Source organism: Frankia umida (assembly GCF_023242945.1).
Classification (GTDB): Bacteria; Actinomycetota; Actinomycetes; order Frankiales; family Frankiaceae; genus Frankia; species Frankia umida.
The window spans coordinates 1-17,493 of the sequence record NZ_JALKFT010000056.1 but is presented as its reverse complement, the minus strand read 5'-3'; the positions used below and the strand labels follow the sequence as shown (position 1 = coordinate 17,493).

Below are 17,493 nucleotides of genomic sequence, written 5' to 3'. Positions count from 1 at the left end.
GAGGGTGGCGGCGAGTCCGAGGGCTGGTGCCCAGCGGTCCTTGGTGCGTGCGGCGACGAGCCAGATCAGTCCGACGGCGGCGGCGATCGACGGGCTGGGACGGTCGGGGCCGATGGCCAGGACCAGCCCCGCGCCGACGGCGACGAGGAGCAGCACCAGATACACCGAGGCCTGGTTCTGATCGTCGTCGATGGGCGGTCGGGTCCAGAGCTCCACGACGATGGCGAAGGTGGCCAGGGTCAGCAGCGGTACGAGGGATGAGGGACGGATCTGTTCCGTGCCCAGCGCGAACGTGTTGTCGGTTTTCCGGCTGAGGCCCGCGAGCACCACACCCACCAGCGTGACCGCGATGATCGCGACACCTGTCGGACCGGGGGTGCCCCTGCCGTCCTCGGTGAACCGCACGACGCGTCTGGCGGGTTGCGAGCGCACCAGTATGGTCAGCGCGATCAGACCGGCGCTGCCGATCGCGAGTGACACGGTAAGACCCGCGAGCGGATAGCGAGGGCTGCCTGGCAACCCGGCCAGTCGCAGCCGAACCAGGACGCCGACCGCCACCAGCAGGTAGACGGCGCCGACCAGTGGCACCGCCAGCCGGGCGAGGTTCCCGAACTCGGGTCGGTGTGTCGGCGCGAAGCGACTCCCGGCCAGTCGGCGTGGCGCCAGCCGGGCCGAAGGGTGGCTGGGTCGGGCCGGACGGTCAGTGATGGAGACGACCGCACGCAGGGTGATCCAACCGGCCAGCCCCACGATCACCACGGTGGGCGCCGTCAGGGCCAGATCCAGATCATGGCGGTGTCGCTGCAGGCCGGCGACGAGCAGGTAGGCGACGAGCGCTGGCAGGAAGGCGACGGCCCCGGTGTAGGCCCAGCGGCTCGGCGTTCCGCCGAGCGGTGCCCGGAGCGTGTCAGCGGATGTGCTCCGTGCCCTGCGTCTGGCGGGGGTGCCGCTGGGCCGGCCGGCAGCGGGTCCGGTCGCCGAGGTGGGGACAGGGCTGCCTGGCTGGTGGGTCGTCACCGCGTCTCGCTGAGGAACGCGACCAGGATCAGGAGGATGTAGGCAACACCCACAAGGATGAGCTGCAACCTGTCGAGGGGCTGGACAGGCAGGTGGTCATCGCCGTTCTCGTTGTCGCCCGTCACGTGCGGCTGTGCGACGGCGGCGCGAGGGAGGGTGAACGGTCCGGTGTGGGAGCCGGGGAGCGTACCCACCGTCGCGTCCGGATCAGGATGGATCAGGCCTGCCCTCCCGGCGGGTGCACTCGCCGGTGGGGGGGCGGTCACCAGTTGGTCCTGCATCCTGCTGACGTCATCGCGCAGCGAGTCGTTCTCCGCGGAGAGGTGATCGTTCTGCTGTTCCGCGCTCAGTGCGCGCTGTTCGAGTTCCGCGAGTCGTGCGGCTGCCTGCTGGTTTTCGGTCTCGAGAACCTCGCGGATCTCGGTCCACTGGTTCCGTGCGCTGGTCCATTGTTTCTGCAGGGTGACGCTGGCCCGAGCCGCGCCGTCCCGCTGTTCTGTCAGTTCGAAGATCTCGTGTTGTAGTGCGTCCTGGGCGGACTGTGCGGTGGCTTTCAGTGCGGTGATCTGCTGGTTGTGGTTGTCGTTGAGGGTGCGTCTCAGGTCTTCGGTGCCGGGTGTGGGTGTGAATCCTTCGGCCCAGGAGAGGAGGTCGTCGAGGGTGTTGATTCCTGCTTTTTCGAGGAGGGTGGACCAGGTGGCGGGGTCGGGGGAGTTGGTGTAGGCGCGGACGAGGTTCGCGATGGTGATGAGCTGTGGGGAGTGCTGGGGGTAGCTGGCGAGGTCGGCGTAGCCGTCGGAGTGGGGTTGTCCGTCGGGGAGCAGGAAGGTGATGCGGACGCCGGAGTGCTGGACTGGTTCGCCGGTGGAGAAGCTCCAGTCCGGGCTGGCCCAGTCGCGCAGGATGTCGCGGGCGGCGATCAGGAGCAGGGCGGGGTCGTGGGTGTGGCCGGTGATGGCCAGGGGTGCGGAGCCGACGTCGACCAGGGCGACGATCAGGCGGGTGAGTTCTTCCTCGATGGTGCGGGAGCGGGCGGTGTGCTGTTGCCGGCGTAGTTGTTCCTGGGCCTGTTCGAGAAGGTGGTCGCGGTCGAGGGGGTAGAGCTCGCCCCACGGGCCACCTCGCCACCAGTGTGGCCAGCCCGAGGCGAGTCCGAGGGCCATGCCGGCGGCCACCTTGTCGCCGATCAGGACGTGTGTCGCCGCGGAGAGACGGTCGGTGTCGCCGTCCGGGAAGCGGTGCAGGATCATGCCGCGATCGTCCGGTGTCCTGGCGTAGCAGAAACTCGAACCGACGTGGGCGTCCTGATTGCGATAGGCCGCATCGGCGAGAATGGTCAACTGGCTGCCGGCGAACACGGGATCGTCCGTCGGCAGGGTGGACGCGGCCGGGCGGAACCCGCCAGCCTGCCGACTGTAGAGCAGGATCACCTGGTGCACAGGGTTTTGTGCCGGTTCGGTCATCGGAGCGTCAGTCCCCCTGTGCGTGCGTGGTGTGCTCCTCGATCATGGCCAGGAGGGCCATGAGCGGTTCCAGTACGCGCCGTGGCCGCGCTGGTCGGACGAATCGGCCTGCCCCCGGGGTGCCGTCGGATTTCAGGTAGGAGGCGCCGCTGGCCGAGACGAAGTGCAGGGTGCACCACTGGAACCGGTCGACCGGTGCGAGCCAGGCGGTGGCCCGGCGCTGGTGCAGAAACGCGTAGGCGTCCTGACTTTCCTGTCGGATCGCCTCCCGGTCGGCGTTCGCCGGGGTCGGCCGGCTCAGCCAACGGTCCACCGGTGCGGTGAAACGCAGCGTGTCCGACTTGGTGATGGCGATCGCGGCCGGAAGCTGCAACCGGCCGCCCCGCATGGGGCGGAAACGCAGACCGGCTATCGTGGCGCCGAACGTCGGATCGTCCAGAATGCTGGTGCCCGCGCGGCCACTGCCGTCGCCGATCAGGTCCGGATCCACGACGAAGATCAGACCGTCCACCCGCTGCAGGAACCGCAGGGCCATCGAATCCTGTTGCAGCCCGCGCAGCTGTTCACCGGCGGCGTCGAAGAAGACCAGCGGGAACGTGCGTCCGTCATCGGTGGTGATCAGCACCGCGTCCGTGTAGCTGACCAGCTCGCGGCGATTGGTGTGCGGCGGGGCGAGACCCTCGTCGAAGAAGGGATCGACGACCTCGGTGCGGTACCTGTAGTGCTCGGTCAGATTGACCGGTACCGTGCGCAGCCCCCGCGGCGTGAGTCGCTGCCGGTCGATCTCACCGGACATGGCGGCGAGCAGGCAGGTCTTGCCGGCCATGGTGGTACCGACGAAACCGATCACGACCGGCCGTTCGTAGAGCACGAAATCCACCGGGAAGTAGTGCGGCACCCGGTTGACCTCGTTCGGGCAGCGCAGCACGGCGCTCTGCACCTCGGCCCCCCATTTGGCGCTGTTCCGGGGCGGCAGAGTGATGCGGACGGCCGGTCCACTGCTCTCACGGCGGTACGCGTCACGCTCGTTCCACTCGAATTCCTCCAGGCAGATCACACAGGTGATCTTTTTCGTGCCCGGGGATGTGCTGTTGACGGCCATCGCGGTTACCTCCGGCCTCGTCGGCGCCGTTTCTCCGGACGCATGCTGCTCGTGGAACCGCCGTGGGAGGAGGGTGGCCGCGTCAGGGTCTCCGGATCGGTGCTCGCGCCTGGACCGGTCATCGTGTGCGGGGTGGGGTAGCCGTCCTGGCCGGGTGCGGTGCGCGGACCGGTCGGGTCGTCCGGGCCGGATGCGAACGGTGGGTGTCCGCCCGGCGGTTCGTTCGGCGGTGGCGAGGACGGCCGAGCCGGTCGGGCCGGTGCCGGCTGCCCCTTGGCGGCCATCAGCTGGTCGTAGGCGCGGCGGCCCTCGGCGAGGGTGTCCGGCTCGTGGCGGGGCGACTCGTCCGCTCCCATGATCTGCCCGAGCCGGCGCAGCAGCTCGGTGGCGGTCGGTCGGGCGTCGGGGGCGTCGAACACGCCGTGCAGGATCTGCCCGAGCCACGGCATGCCGCTGGCGGCGACATCGGGTCGGCCACCCAGACCGACGTGCAGGTCGCCCGGGGTGACGACGCTCAGCAGCGCGCAACCCGCGGCGTACAGGTCGTCGCCGGCGTCGATGAACCCGCGACCGAGGATCTGCTCGGGCGATGCCCATTCGCGAGGCGTCCGGTCGGCCGGTGTGGGGACCTGCGCGAGCCGGGAGCGTGGCTCGCCGAGGCGGCGGGCGTACTCGAACCGGTTGATCTGCAGCGTCCGGCTCGTGGGATCCCAGTGCAGGGTGTTACCGCGCAGCTGACGGTGGGAGATCCCCAGCTGCTCGAGCAGGATCAGGCCACGGGCCAGGCCACCGGCGAATTTCCCCAGGTCATCCGGGGAGACCAGGGGACTGCTCAGGTGCTCGATCGGCACCCCGTACTCGGCGGTGATGGCGAACGGTTCGTCCCGGTCGACCTCGTAACCGAACAGGCGGGACAGCTGCCACGGGTAGTACGTGGCGCCCTGCTCCCAGGGGAAGTGCCGATCGGCGTCGAACCGGCGCAGCATCCGCAGGCCGGTGGCGATCGCGTTCTCCAGGGGCAGTTCCGCGTTCTCCCCGCCGATCGCGTAGCGGATGGCGATCGGAAAGTTCTGGTACAGCCCGCGCCGGGTCCGGAAGTTCCTGGTCTCCTCGGGTGGTCCCGGATCCATCTCGACCTCCCAGACGGCTTTGCTGCCATCCGGACGGCGAAACGTCAACGTTTCGAGATCGCTCACCGTGGCCGCTCATCCCTCGGGTCGGCGCGCCGAGGCGACGTGCGAGGACCTGCCGCGGGGATGCGCTGGGGGTGTCGCGCTCGGTGGCCGAGCGGCGCGGGAGGCGGGCGCGTCGGCGGTTCGCCCGTCCCACCGCCGGTCTCCGGGGAACCCGCGCGGCGGGTCGGGTCAGCGTCCTGGGGGCCGGTGGTGGCCGCGGTGCGCGCGGCGGTTGGTGCGCCGGCACCGCTGGTGGTGGCGTCGTGGCCGGCCGGGTCGTCCAGGCTCCGGCCAGGGGCGAGGTCGCTCGGGAGGTACCACAGCCAGGCGGCCAGGACGCCGAGGCCCACGAGGATCGCGAGAAGGATCAGGAGCTGGAGGATCACCAGAGATCGTCCGCCTCGGTCGAGGTGCGCTCCACCCGTGTCGCAGCGGGATCCGGCACCACCGCGGATGCGGCCTCGGGCACGTCCGGCCGCGGTGCGCTACGCACGGTTGGCGGGACGGGGGCGGGCACATCCGGTTTGGCCGCCGTCAGCGGGGCCGGTCGCGCCTGAGCGGGGCTGGGTTCGGCGGGAAGGGCTTCGGCGGGAAGGGCTTCGGCGGGGCTCGCCTCGACCGGCTGGGCCGCGGGTGGTGTGCCGGGGGAGCCGACGGTCGTCTCCCCGGACCAGACCTCGTCCGCGACGGAGTCGGCGGGGCGCGCCGGGGCGGGGGGCGGCGGGTCGGATACCGGGCGCTGGGGTGGCGGGCCGTCCGGTGTCGGTGGTGCTGGTGGAGTGGGCGGCGCGGCGAGGGAGGGCGAGGTGTCGTCGTTCGCTGCCGGGCCGGTCGGCCCCTGCGCGACATCCGGTGTCCCGGCCGGCACCGGCGGTGCAGGTGGGGAGGTGGGCCGCTGCTGTGGTGTGGACGGGGGGCTTGCCCGTCGGACAGAGCCGGAGGTGAGCTCGGTCAGCCGGATGAGGCCGGCGATGTCGGGGGAGCCGGTGGCCTCCTCCCGTCCGGGGTTGGCGATGCGGGGGATGAACCGGATGTACGCCGCCGTGTCCGGAGTGGAATCGAGCAGGCGCAGGTCCTCCTCGTTGGTGAGCTGCAGCAGCTGCGGGTGGCTGGAGGTGGCGCGGCCGAGCTGGCCGAGCTCGGGGGACTGCTGCCAGACCCTGCGGGCGAGTTCGACGCGTCGACGCTGGTCCGTGTCGAACGGCGGCGGTGCCAGCGGGCCACGTCGTTCCAGATGCCGGTCGTAGGCGGTGAGCAGGGTGTGCAGGGCGTCGTGGACGTCCCGGCCGAGGTCCTCGCGGCGCATCCGGGCGATCTCCTCGCCGTGGGTGTTGAGCACGGTGCGGATGGCGGCGGCGACGTCCCCGGTCACGATGTCCGCGAGCTCGCCCTGGTGCGCCAGCAGCTGGCGGCCGACGGCCGAGCCCACGCCGAGGGTGCTGCCGTCGCCGGCCGGGCCGAGGACGCCCGAGTTCGCCGCGGCACCGCCGGGGGTCGGGTCTAATCCACCCGGCTGTCCGGGCCGAGCGGGCGCGGGGAAGCCCCAGGGCTGCCCGGGGCGGCCGGACGGGCCGAAACCACCGGGCGGGCCGAAACCACCGGACGGGCCGAAACCACCGGGCCGGGCGGGACCGCGGGGACCGACGGGCGTCGGGCGCAGTTCGCGCAGCGTCGCCTGGGCGGCGTCGACCGCGTCGGCGACGGCGCTGGCCAGACGGGCCGTACCGAGCCGTTCGTCGGCCAGCACCCATTCGTTGAGGCCGACCGACACCAGCAGCGCGCCGAGCCCGCTGATGGCGTTCGCCGCCTCGTTCAGCCGCAGCCTGCGCTGCCAGGCGTTCACCGCGCGCCGCCACCACACCAGCGGTGCGAACGCGAGGGCGAGCCCGACGAGCAGCAGCGCCACACCGATGCCCAGGCTCGGTCTCGGCAGGACCACGCCGACGCCGATGCCGACGACGGCGCCGCCCAGCGCGTCCAACCCGTACCAGATCAGGGCGGAAAGGGGCAGGTCCCGCGGGTCGGCGGGTTCGCGGGGCTGGGGGATCGGCCGGCGCTGGTACAGGCGCACGGCGATACCGACGGTGAGCGCGGCGGCGACCAGAGCACCGAGAACGCCCACCGGGAACCACAGTCCGGCCAGCAGCGTGCTCAGGAACGCGGTCGACAGCATGCCGGGGTGCAGCCAGCGGGGAAACGGCGGTGGGGTCCGCAGGGTCGTGATGAGCTCGGGCGGGCAGATCTGCGGTACCCGCTGCGCGTACTGCGCGCTACCGGTGGGGCGGGCCCGTACGGCCAGGTCACGTAGGCGGCGAGCGGTGGCGGCCAGCGTCTCGCGGGCGCCCAGCGCCGCGTCGGTCTGGCGGGCCAGCGCCGTGCGCACCTGGGCGGCCGCCGCCGCGGGGACGGGCACCATCTGCACGCCGAGCAGCGCCAGGATGTGTCGCTGCTGCGGGCCGACGCCGTCGCTGCCACCCTGATCGGTCAGCGCCCGGTGCAGCTCCACGGCGAGTGTGCCCAGGTGGGCGCCGGCCTGGGTGAGTTCCGTCCAGACCAGCGACCCGACGGGCACGAGACCCTCCGCGGCCACCGAACGGCGAGGGGCGAACGGTTCGTCGCGCAGCGCGGTGATCAGGGCCGCGGCTTCGTCCAGATGCCGGCGCGCGGCGACGGCGGCCGCCGGCAGCTGGCCGTTCGGGTTGATGATCGAGCCGATGCCGGCGACATCGGTGGTGGCCGAACCGGTCAGCAGCCGGTCGATGCGGGCTGCCTCCTGCGGCACCACCGATCTCGTCCCGTCTCCAGGGCCCGCGCCGCCCGCCCCACCCGGCAGACCGGCGCCACCGGGACCAGGCGGGATGCCGTTGTCGTCCTGGGTGAAATGCTCGAAGGCCTGCCCTGCGGCCTGGTCGAGGACGTCCCGGCTCACCCGACCGAGCAGCAGGTGGATCGCCGGCGCGGCGACCTGGTAGGTGCAGCGCAGGACCACACCGCGCGCCCGGCTGAAGACGCTGGGGATGCTCAACGCCTGCAACAGCGCCGCGAGGTTCGGCTGGGCGTCCTCGTCCGGGCCGAGCACCCGTCCGGGCCGACCGGGAGTCCAGCGCACCCCGCGCAGGTCGCCCGCCCACAGGACGGGCAGTTCGGCGACGGCCGGCAGGTACAGCCGCTCGGGGTGCGGGCGCCGGCCCAGGCCCAGCACCAGCAGCTGCGTCGCCGCCGCGGACACCCGGACGAGGAAGTCCCTGTACTCCTCGAGGCGGGCCACGTCGGCGACGACCAGGATCCGGCTGGTGTCCACGTCGCGCCGGCCCGCCTGGCTGGCGTACTCGCGCTGCAGGGCACCGATCGGGGTGGACAGCACCCGACGCGGATCGTCACGCAGGTCGAGGACGACCACCATCGACGCGTCGTCCTCGTCGCCCCCGGCATGGTCATCGCCGGCGCCGGGCGGCGCCACGGTGGACGTCATCGCTCGTCCGCCCCTTCGACCTCGGTCAGGTAGGCGTGGAGGTCGTGCAGGTTGCCGCGGATCGCACCCTCCTCGGTGAACGGTCGGTGCAGCGCGGCGGGCACGGTGGTGGACCAGAACTCGAGGCCCTGGTCGAGCCGGCCACGGCTGGCCGGCGGCAGCCCCGCGCGGAACTTCTCGATCCGGGCGACCTCCGACCCGGCCACGTCGACGAAGGCGCGGAACACCGCGGCGGGCGGCACCGGTTCGTGGGTGAGCCCCTCCGGACGGATCATCCGCAGGCTGCGGGTGAACGCCCGGCGCGCCTCGTCGTCGTCCTCGACGATCGCCTGCTCGTAGACCCGCAGCAACGACCCCCACGACGAGGTCTGCCCGATCCGATGCAGCGGCAGGTACATGGCCTGCGCCTCGTCATACTCGACCGCGCTGACCTGGATCGACTCCGGTGACTCCAGCGACCCGGTGACCCGCACCCGTCCGTTCCACATCGCGCACAGCAGCCGGTGCAGGATCGTGGTGCGGTTGTCCTCGGTCATCGCGAGCCAGCCGTAGTTGTAGCTCAGCCGCTGCCGCCAGCGCAGATAGTCGGCCGGGTCGTTGTGGGTGACCGCCTGCGACCAGAACCGCAGCAGCTCCCGGACCTCCCGCACCTCGTTGACGGCCATCGAACTGCGAAAGAGCACCACGACGATCGAGTCGGACTGCCCGGGCCGGAAGTCCGGTGTCACACCCTGTCCGGTGGGCAGCGCCAACTCGTCGCGCAGACAGGCCTCGACCTCGCCGGCGCCGGCGTGCTTCACCGCCGGATGCGCGATCAGGATCTTCAGGCGGCCGGAGCCGTCGGGGCTGAACCCGCCGGGCAGCAGCGCGCGCAGCTGGTCGAGGAACTGGCGCAGGTCCAGCGGGTCGACGTCGGGTGCGGCGCTGCTGGCGGCCCGGGCCAGCAGCCGGCCCATCGACGGCAGCAACGGCACCCCACCGCCCTCGGCCTCGGCGAACAGCGACCGGACCTCCTGCTTGAGCCGGTCGCGCAGGATCGCCACCGCCCGTTGTGGCGCGGACCGTTCGGTGATCTCCTCGAACGCCTTCTGCCAGTCGGAACCGCGTAGCAGCAGCCGCAGCACGTCCGCCTCGGTGGAACCCTCGGGCAGGCCGCCACGCTGCAGGAACGCCCGCAACACGGTGCGGTGGAACACCTCGAGGTTGCCACCGGCGGGCAGCAGCTGGCGGATACCGGTGCGGTCCTGGCTGAGCGCGACCGTGCGGCGATCGAACTCGTCCGGTTCGGCGCGGGCGAACACGATCAGGGCGTCGGCGAAGTCGTCCACATGGCCGATCGCGACGTTCATCTTCTGCTGCCAGACCCGGGTCTGGCGGCCCCACGCCTCATGCCACAGCCGCCAGGTGTTCCAGCGGTGCCAGTGCTGCAGGGTGGCGATGGCCTGCTGCACCGGCGGGTCGCCCCACTTCGCCTTGCCGGGGAACCGGTTGCGGATGTCGGGCAGCACCGGGGCCGCGGCGCTGACCGGCGGCCGGTTCGGGACCTGCGGCGGGGTGTTCTTGCGTGCCTCGAGCAGGCCGATCAGGCCGCTGCGGTCCGGCGGGTCGAGCAGTGCCGGATGCCCACGGATGATCCGGCGCAGGTGCAGGACGTCGACCTCGCCGAGCATCGTCCGGGCGGCCTGCACCGGCTGGAACCGCTGCCCGGCGATCTCCTGCACCTGGCCGCTGAGCTGGGTGGCCTGCGCCCGCAGGACAGCGCCGATGGTGTCGGAGTAGTCGGTCAGCGAACGTTTGATCTCCGCGGCGCCGTCGGTGACCCGTGGCGTGCTGACCGGCAGGTCCGGCCGGTCGAGGATCTCGTCGAGGTTCGCCGCCCGCGCCATCTTCCCGATCAGCGGGACGTTGCGCTCCCCGCCCGGCGTCGGCCCTTCCAGCAGCGGGACGGCCCGGGCCAGCAGCCGGCCGGCGACGAGCTCGGCGAGCGCGTCCCCGGGCACGGTCAGCGACGCGACCAGCGCCGTGGACACGCCGCGATGGCCGATGCCGGAGTCGGCGGCGGTATGGCGCTCGGCCGCGCTGTTGATGAACGAGTCGGCGAACGACTGGAACGACTGACCGACCACCGCCGCCTGCTCGGCCTGCTGCTCGGAGGTGATCAGCGACAGCACCAGCGACGAGATCGAACGGTGGATGTCGTCCTTGTCCATGCCCGGGGTGCGGCTGAACAGGAACCCGGTCTGCACCGTGCCCGACGCGATCTGGATCTTGCGTCCCGGGTAGGCGACGTCGATCGGACGGCCGATGTTGTCCGAATGGCCCAGGACCCGCCGGGCCTTGCGGGCGTTCTGGTCGTCCACCAGGCGGAACAGGTCGAGCAGGGCGCGTCCCGCGTTGAGCTGCGCCGAACGGCCCCCGCCGCGGCCCTCGTCGAACGCGCTCGGCATGAGCACCAGCGGATAGATCTGCGCACCGATGCGGGCCCGGTCGAACGCGTCCGCGATGAGATGCAGGTAGTCGTAGAAGATGCCGGTGCCGGTGCCGCCGGCGACCGAGAAGGCGACGAACACGTCGCACGAACGGTTCGACCGCCCGCCGAGCACACCGAGTTCGGCACCGGCCCGGCTGACGGCGTCGATGGCATCGCGCAGCGGCTGCTGGCCCGGACCGATGTCCTCGCGCACCGTCTCGAACAAGGCCGCCCGGCCCACCGTCGGCAGCTGCCCCGCACCCTTGGTGATCGGTGCGACCAGCGGCTCGTCCAGGATCGGCGGCAGCCACGACTGGACGAACTGCCCGGCGGTCATCCGCAGGTTCGCCGCGACCTCCGCGTAGGTCTGGAACTTCGGCACCAGCCCGCGGACCAGCTGGGCGTTACGGGCCGCCGCCTGATGGTGCGTCGGCGCGGGGACGGTCGCGCCGTGGATGCGGTCGAGCTCGGCCTCGTTGAGGTCCGCGTAGACGAACTGCAGGCAGCCGGGCAGCTGGTAGGGCAGATAGCCGGAGTTGCCGTGGGTGCCCATCCGCTCGGCGAACGCCATGCCGTCCGGCCCGCACAGCGACTCACGCAGCCGCCGCTCGAGTTCGGTGCCGATCGCGCAGCCGGTGCCCCCCAGCCCCACGAAGACCAGCGGCTGGTAGATGTTCAGCCCGAAGGCGGTGTCGCGTGTCGGCATACGTATCCCGATCCGTGTTCTGCGCTGGGTCGTGCCCCGGTGTCGGGCGGGTCGCTCCTGCCCGTTCCTGCCTGGTGCCCTGCTTCTGGTGCCTGGTGCCTGGTGCCTGGTGCCTGGTGCCTGGTGTCGGTCAGAACTGCGTGTCGTTCCAGTCGTCGGCCGGCCGGGGGGTCGCCGACGGTTGCCCGGGCCCAGCCGCCGGACGCTGGCCAGGCTGGACGGTGGGTGCCTCGGACATGTTTCGGTAGTCGTCGTCTGGCGCCGATCGGGCCGGAGCGCCATACGGACTGCCGCCATACGGACTGCCGCCATACGGACTGCCGCCATACGGACTGCCGCCATAGGGATCGCCGCCGTAGGGATCGCCGCCGTGGGGACTGCCGCCGTAGGGATCGCCGCCATACGGGTTGTCGTTGTGGGCGGGGTTGCCGGGCGGGGTGCTGCCGTGACCGTTGACGTGTCGATCGTTGCCGGCGCCGCCGAACGGGTCCTGGCCGCCGATGGTCGCGTACGGATCGGCCTCGGCGCCGCCACCACCGAACGGATCGGCACCGTTCGCGTGGGCGCCGCCCCCGCTCCACGGATCGTCGGAGGGCGGCATGGCCGCGGCGCCACCCTGCAGCCGCCGGTCCTCGATCCACAGCTCGGTGCCGGACATGCCGGCGGGGAAGCGGGTGCCCGCGGGCAGGGTGCGTACCTCACCACCCGGCGTCTGCACGGCGAGCTGCCCGTGCTTGGCTCGGCGCACGATGTAGACGCCGGTCTCGCCCGGGTTCGCCTGGGTGAGGGTGAGCGCGACCCCGGGCATGTCGTTGAGGGTGAACCGGAACAGGGACGCTCGCTGTCGCGACGCCGGCAGGTCCGCGCCGGCCCCGTCCCCGCGGGTGGCGAAGGCCCGCAGCTGGGAGACGTCGCCGTCGCGCCGCCGCCGGGCCAGCAGCAGCAGGGCGGCGCCGACGGCGAGCAGCAGGACGACGGCGGCCAGCAGCAGGTACGACCAGTACTTCGCGAACCACCCGGGTGGCTCGTCCACGTCGAAACTCACCGGCTCCTCGGTGAGCACGACACCCGTGCTCGTGGCGCTGTCGCCGTTCGTCGCGCCGCCGGTCGCGCCGCCGGGGGTGACGGAGACGCGGATGACGCCGCGCCGCGGCCCGTAGGCGGCGTCCGACGCCACGGACAGGGTCAGTTTCCGCTCGAAGCCGCTGGCCCCGGCCGGCACGGTCACCGTGACCGGATCGAGGGACACCCCGGCCAGGCCAGCCAGGCTCAACGCGACCTCACGGGGCGTGCCCGACGGATTGTCCGCCCGCAGCACACCGCTGACCGAGGCCCCGCGGTGGACGTCCGCCGGCGTACGCACCTCCACGACCGCGCCGCCGCCGCGAGCCCCCGGAATCCGGTAGGTCGCGCGCTGCACGGTGCCCCGCAGACCCGTACCGGTGATGCTGCCGGTCAGCGACAGCAACCCGGTCGCACCGGCGGGCACGGTGACCTGGCCGGCGTAGCTGCCGTCACCGGCCTTCTCGTCACCGCCCTGGCCGTTGTCGCTCAGGGCCACCGGCACGGGGGTGAAGCCGTCCCCGGCCAGCCGCGCGTCGAACACGAGCCCGGCGAGGTCGCGGGGGTCGGCGGCCTGCCCACGGCTGGTCTGCAGCGTGACGTGCACCGTCGCGGACTCGCCTGGCTTCGGGGACGCCGGCGAGAGGCGGACCACCGAGCTCAGCTGACCGATCCAGGTCAGGTCGGCCTGCACCGTCTGCGGCCTGGCGTCCGGGGGCCAGGTGAAGAGGACCTTCCAGGTGCCCGGGTAGGGGTTGGCGATGAACAGCGACTCGGAGGTGGGGGCGCTGTTGTTCAGGGTGAAGAACGAGCCGTCCTGCTGGCCGGAGCCCTGGATGACCCGGCCCCGGGGGTCGGTGTAGCTGACCTTGATGCCCGCTTCGCGCTTGAGCGCGTTGATGGTGGCACTGGACGCGGTGGCCGGGATGTTCAGAGCCAGGGTCACCGGGCTACCCGGTCCGCCCTGGCCACGTCTGGTGGCGAAGCCCATGCAGCTCGCGTTCGCCAGCGCCCGGTCGAGGGCCTCGGCGATGTCCGCGGCGGACTCGGCGTACAGGGGCGCCGGCGCGGCCACCGGGACCCTCTGACAGTCCTGGCTGGTGCCGGCGCCGAAGCCGGGCAGCCTGGCCAGCCACTCCCGGTTGAAACCGTTCCCGAAACCGACCGGCCAGATCTGCACGCCCAGCGCCCTGGCCCGCGGCGCGACGTCGTTCTCGGTCACGCCCATCGCGGCTGTCATCCGCGACTGCGTCGTCGCGTCGGCGTTGGGCAGCTTCGCCCCGTAACGCTGGACGTTGTCCACACGCAGACCGCCGTCGGTCAGCAGGAACACCACGTTGAAGTAGGACGGATCCTTCGCCGCCTCGAGGATGTCCAGCGCCTTGGTCAGGGCCGCGGCGTGGTCGGTGCCGTTGCCCTCCTCGATACTGCGCGGGTGCAGCTTGCCCAGACAGGTCCGGAAGTCGGTGCTGCCGACCTGTGCGAGCGGGCAGACCTCATCGGTCGCGCCATGCTGCCCGCGGCTGACCTCGGGAAAGTCGTCGGTGCCGAACCCGACCACCGCGATCTTCGAGTCCTTGTCGACCTGTTGGCTGCTGGCGATCAGGCCCGCGGCCTCGGCCTCCTGCCGGATGGTCTCGGGAGTCTCACTTCCCGACTCGTCGACGAGCACCACGGCGTGCACCCGCGGCCGACCGTCGGCACCCACGGTGGCGGGCCCGCCAGCCGGTGCGGCGACAGCCGGCGCCCCCAGCGGCGCGACCAGCACAACGGCACCCGCGGCGGCCATCAGCGCACGGGCCAGCCCGCGAACGGAGCCAACGGTTCGGTTCGCCATCAGTGTGGCCTCCCCCAAGGCTCACGCAGCGCCCGACCCCCCGGGTGCCAGGTCACTCATGCGCTCGCGGTTGAGCCACGAGATACCCGCCGAAACACGTTTTCGTGTAACGAGGCAGGGTATGTCTGCGCACCGTCGCAAGATACACCGTGTTCTGTCGTGTTGCGGGCGCCGAGTGGGCACCATGTCGTCATCTTTTGACGATCATGCTGTGCCGCAGTGGATGCCTGGCTGCCGTCGTCCATATCGACCCTGGTCAGGGGGCTTTTTTGCTTTCCGTCCGGCATTTGGCGGGAGCTGCCTGGCCAACGTACGACGATGTACGGCCTTGGTGGAGAGCGTGGACAGTCGACTCCCGTTGAGAAATCCGGGCGGCCTGTGTCGGCGTGGCCGTACCGGCCGGCCGGCGAGCCCTTTCTGGCGAGCGGTCGGGCCGGCGCCGCCGGTACTGATCGCCCTGAGTCACCGATCTGGCCAGGTGATGGGGGTGGGAGTAGCCACCGTTGGCTGGGCGGGGGTCAGAATGGGGGAAGTCGGGACTGCCTCTGGATCCCGTTCCTGCGACAGGTGGTTCGCCAGCCTGGTGGAGGTGGAGGAGCCCGATGAGCGAGCCTGATCTGAGTGCCTGGGTGGCAGCGCTGTGCGGCGCGCTCGGCCTCGACCCGGGTCAGGTCGACACCACAGCGGTGCTGGATCTGGCCCGGGACGCCGCCCATGGCATCGCTCGCCCGGCCGCGCCGGTCTCGGCCTTCCTCGTCGGGTTGGCCATCGGACGCGGAGCCGACCCCGCCGACGCCTTCGCCGCAGCCACCTCGCTGGCCGTCACCTGGCCGGGCTGATCGACGTGCGCCGGGCTGGTCGACGTGGTCAGCGCAGGAAGTCCAGCAGGGGGGCGTTGACCTCGTCGGGGTGGGTCCAGGCGATGTTGTGCGGGCCGTCGTGGACGGCGACGGTGGTCAGGTCCTTGATGAGCCCCGGTAGCCGGGCGGCGGTGTTCTCGTAGGGGAGAATGCGGTCGGCATTGCCGTGGATGAGCAGGGTCGGCACGTCGATGTTCGGCAGGTCGTCGCGGAAGTCGGTCAGCCAGGAGTCGACACAGGCGTGCGCCGCGTGGGGGGAGGCGCCGAGGGCGACGACGAAGCTGTTCTGCCAGGCCTGGCCACTGATGCGCGTGCCACCGAGCACGTCGACGTTGTAGAAGTTGTCGAGGAACTCCTTGAAATAGGCCGGCCGGTCGGCCAGTACCGCCGCCTTGATCCCGTCGAACACGGATCCGCCGACCCCGTCCGGATTGTCGTCGGTCTTGAGCAGGAACGGCGGGATGGCACCGAGCAGGGCCGCCTTCGCGATCCGCCGGGAGCCGTAACGCCCCAGGTAGCGGGTGACCTCCCCGGTGCCCATCGAGAAACCGACGAGCGAGACGTCGGTCAGGTCGAGCTGTTCGAGCAGGGCGTTCAGGTCGGCCGTGAGGGTGTCGTAGTCGTAGCCGACGGTGGGCTGACTCGACTTTCCGAAGCCGCGCCGATCATAGGTGATGACCCGGTAGCCCTCGGCCAGCAGCGCCCGGGTCTGCTTCTCCCAGGACGCCCCGTTGAGCGGATAGCCGTGGATCAGCACGACCGGCCGCCCCGTGCCGTGATCCTCATAGTAGATCTCGATCGGCGTGCTGTTCTCCTGTCCGACGGTGATGAACCCCATGGATCTCTCCTCAGGTTGCGTGAAGCGGCTGCTGCGTGCAGCGGATGCACCCCGGGCGAACGGTCCAACCGGGCGCCACCCGACCGTGCTACGCCTACCCAGTCGAGCCCGGGTTCACCGGGATCTACCAAAGGGCTGGTGGACGCACGTCTTTTGTGGCTTCTGGCACCGGTATGCGCGGTCCGGCTGACGTCACCGCGCGACCTTCGGCCTCCCACACCACCCACGACACCATCGATCGCTGCCTCACCGGGTCCGCCGGCACCACCGGCACCACCCGGCACCGGCACCGGCACCGGCGTCGCCCCGGCACGAGGAGCCCGTCCGCGGCGACTCGCCTGGCCGTTTCTGTCGGTGGGTCCGCCTAACATCCACGATGACGGGGCAGGCAGCCAGAGCGGGCCACCGAGGCGGCAGAGCGGGCTACACCAGCCTGCGTCGGGCGGCGGTCGGCACAGAGACGGGTGGAACCGGATGAGAGTGAACCTGGCCAGTGTGTACGTGGACGACCAGGACAGGGCGCTGCGTTTCTACACGGAGGTTCTCGGCTTCGTGAAGAAGACCGAGGTCCCGCTGGGCGAGCACCGCTGGCTGACGGTCGTCTCGCCAGAGGCACCCGATGGCGTCGAGCTTCTGCTCGAACCGGATGCCCATCCAGCGTCGAAGACCTTCAAGGCGGCGCTGGCCGCCGACGGCATCCCCTTCACCTCGTTCGCCGTGGACGACATCCGCGCCGAGGCCGCCCGCCTGCGTGGCCTCGGCGTCCACTTCACTCTCGACCCACAGGATGCCGGCCCCGTCACCATCGCCGTCTTCGACGACACCTGCGGCAACCTCATCCAGCTCACCCAGACGCACTGAGCCGGGTTGACCGGCCAGGCCGGTCCTCACCGGTCCGCCGGGCCGTCCGCGGACGCGATCCACTCGGCCGCCACGCGTCGTGGGCGGCGCGGGACAGGACACGAAGACGTCGAACCCGGCCCCGCCGTTACCCGAGCGGGATGAAACTGTCACTCAGACCAGACGATTGGCGTGCTCGTTCGGCGCGGTGCGGAGCCGGTACGACGATCTCCCTCGCTTCATCCTGACTCGTGCTCGACGCTGTCAGGAAACTCGGGGGAGTCCGGCAACATGGTTGAGAAACCTGGAGCCCGCCACGTGGCGGTGCTCAGTGATGTGCACATCGGTGATGGCACACCGACGGTCTGGTATCAGAGCGGCGTGCACGAGCCATATCTCGTCGCCGCGCTCGACTGGGTCACGCAGCATGCCGACACCTTCTCCGAGGTGGTGCTGCTCGGCGACGTCGTCGACCAGTGGAGCTACCCGCCGTCCATGGCGGCCATCATCGAGGCGAACCCGCAGGTCCTCGGCCCGGGCGGCGCACTGGCGCGGGCGGCGCAGGCGGTTGGGCAGGTGACCGGGAAACGTAGCGTGCAGGCCCCGTCCTTCAGGGCGGGGTCAGCGCGTCAACTCGGCTGCCAGAATGAC

The 17,493-nt window shown here is 71.4% G+C and carries 11 protein-coding genes and 1 pseudogene; 3 read left to right on the top strand and 9 right to left on the bottom strand.

The genetic code is table 11. From position 1 onward, the window contains the following. The 8 genes from MXD59_RS25045 to MXD59_RS25010 form a co-directional block, all read right to left on the bottom strand. The coding region (locus tag MXD59_RS25045; protein ID WP_248827036.1) for a hypothetical protein at positions 1-1,017 on the bottom strand (1,017 nt) is incomplete at its 3' end. Continuing rightward, positions 1,014-2,456 carry a hypothetical protein gene (locus MXD59_RS25040; RefSeq protein ID WP_248827035.1) on the bottom strand — a complete coding sequence of 481 codons (1,443 nt, stop codon included), beginning with the start codon at positions 2,454-2,456 and terminating at the stop codon, positions 1,014-1,016. The genes MXD59_RS25040 and MXD59_RS25045, both read right to left, overlap by 4 nt. A 31-nt stretch (positions 2,457-2,487) precedes the next feature. Continuing rightward, positions 2,488-3,582, bottom strand: a complete 1,095-nt coding sequence (locus MXD59_RS25035) for a TRAFAC clade GTPase domain-containing protein (protein ID WP_248827034.1) — start codon at positions 3,580-3,582, stop codon at positions 2,488-2,490. A 5-nt stretch (positions 3,583-3,587) separates the two neighbouring features. Continuing rightward, a complete protein-coding gene (locus MXD59_RS25030; protein WP_248827033.1) occupies positions 3,588-4,778 on the bottom strand; it encodes a protein kinase family protein in 1,191 nt (396 codons plus the stop codon). Further along, positions 4,775-5,143 (bottom strand): hypothetical protein, encoded by a 369-nt coding sequence (locus tag MXD59_RS25025; RefSeq protein ID WP_248827032.1) that lies wholly within the window; start codon positions 5,141-5,143, stop codon positions 4,775-4,777. Before MXD59_RS25025 ends, MXD59_RS25030 begins: the two co-directional genes overlap by 4 nt. Next, complete coding sequence (locus MXD59_RS25020; protein ID WP_248827031.1) at positions 5,140-8,229, bottom strand: hypothetical protein; 3,090 nt, start codon at positions 8,227-8,229, stop codon at positions 5,140-5,142. The genes MXD59_RS25025 and MXD59_RS25020 overlap by 4 nt, the downstream gene beginning before the upstream one ends. Continuing rightward, positions 8,226-11,405: a tubulin-like doman-containing protein gene (locus tag MXD59_RS25015; RefSeq protein WP_248827030.1), complete on the bottom strand. Its 3,180-nt coding sequence runs from the start codon at positions 11,403-11,405 to the stop codon at positions 8,226-8,228. Before MXD59_RS25015 ends, MXD59_RS25020 begins: the two co-directional genes overlap by 4 nt. Before the next feature lie 130 nt (positions 11,406-11,535). Next, positions 11,536-14,304: a vWA domain-containing protein gene (locus tag MXD59_RS25010; protein WP_248827029.1), complete on the bottom strand. Its 2,769-nt coding sequence runs from the start codon at positions 14,302-14,304 to the stop codon at positions 11,536-11,538. A gap of 602 nt (positions 14,305-14,906) precedes the next feature. On the opposite strand from MXD59_RS25010, the gene MXD59_RS25005 reads away from it, so the two are divergent. Then, positions 14,907-15,143: a DUF6457 domain-containing protein gene (locus MXD59_RS25005; RefSeq protein WP_248827028.1), complete on the top strand. Its 237-nt coding sequence runs from the start codon at positions 14,907-14,909 to the stop codon at positions 15,141-15,143. A gap of 28 nt (positions 15,144-15,171) precedes the next feature. On the opposite strand, the gene MXD59_RS25000 is transcribed toward MXD59_RS25005, so the two are convergent. After that, on the bottom strand, positions 15,172-16,002 hold the full coding sequence (locus MXD59_RS25000) for an alpha/beta fold hydrolase (protein ID WP_248827027.1): 831 nt from the start codon (positions 16,000-16,002) through the stop codon (positions 15,172-15,174). 474 nt (positions 16,003-16,476) lie between these two features. Here MXD59_RS25000 and MXD59_RS24995 point away from each other — a divergent pair, with 474 nt between their 5' ends. Beyond that, a complete protein-coding gene (locus MXD59_RS24995) occupies positions 16,477-16,863 on the top strand; it encodes a VOC family protein (RefSeq protein WP_248827026.1) in 387 nt (128 codons plus the stop codon). A gap of 270 nt (positions 16,864-17,133) precedes the next feature. Beyond that, positions 17,134-17,493: pseudogene (locus tag MXD59_RS24990) on the top strand (hypothetical protein); the annotation flags it as partial.

Excerpts from the sequence above, each read along its gene's own strand:
- MXD59_RS25010 (WP_248827029.1), bottom strand. The coding sequence starts at position 14,304 with ATGGCGAACCGAACCGTTGGCTCCGTTCGCGGGCTGGCCCGTGCGCTG.
- MXD59_RS25000 (WP_248827027.1), bottom strand. The coding sequence starts at position 16,002 with ATGGGGTTCATCACCGTCGGACAGGAGAACAGCACGCCGATCGAGATC.
- MXD59_RS25020 (WP_248827031.1), bottom strand. The coding sequence starts at position 8,229 with ATGACGTCCACCGTGGCGCCGCCCGGCGCCGGCGATGACCATGCCGGG.
- MXD59_RS25015 (WP_248827030.1), bottom strand. The coding sequence starts at position 11,405 with ATGCCGACACGCGACACCGCCTTCGGGCTGAACATCTACCAGCCGCTG.
- MXD59_RS24995 (WP_248827026.1), top strand. The coding sequence starts at position 16,477 with ATGAGAGTGAACCTGGCCAGTGTGTACGTGGACGACCAGGACAGGGCG.
- MXD59_RS25035 (WP_248827034.1), bottom strand. The coding sequence starts at position 3,582 with ATGGCCGTCAACAGCACATCCCCGGGCACGAAAAAGATCACCTGTGTG.
- MXD59_RS25005 (WP_248827028.1), top strand. The coding sequence starts at position 14,907 with ATGAGCGAGCCTGATCTGAGTGCCTGGGTGGCAGCGCTGTGCGGCGCG.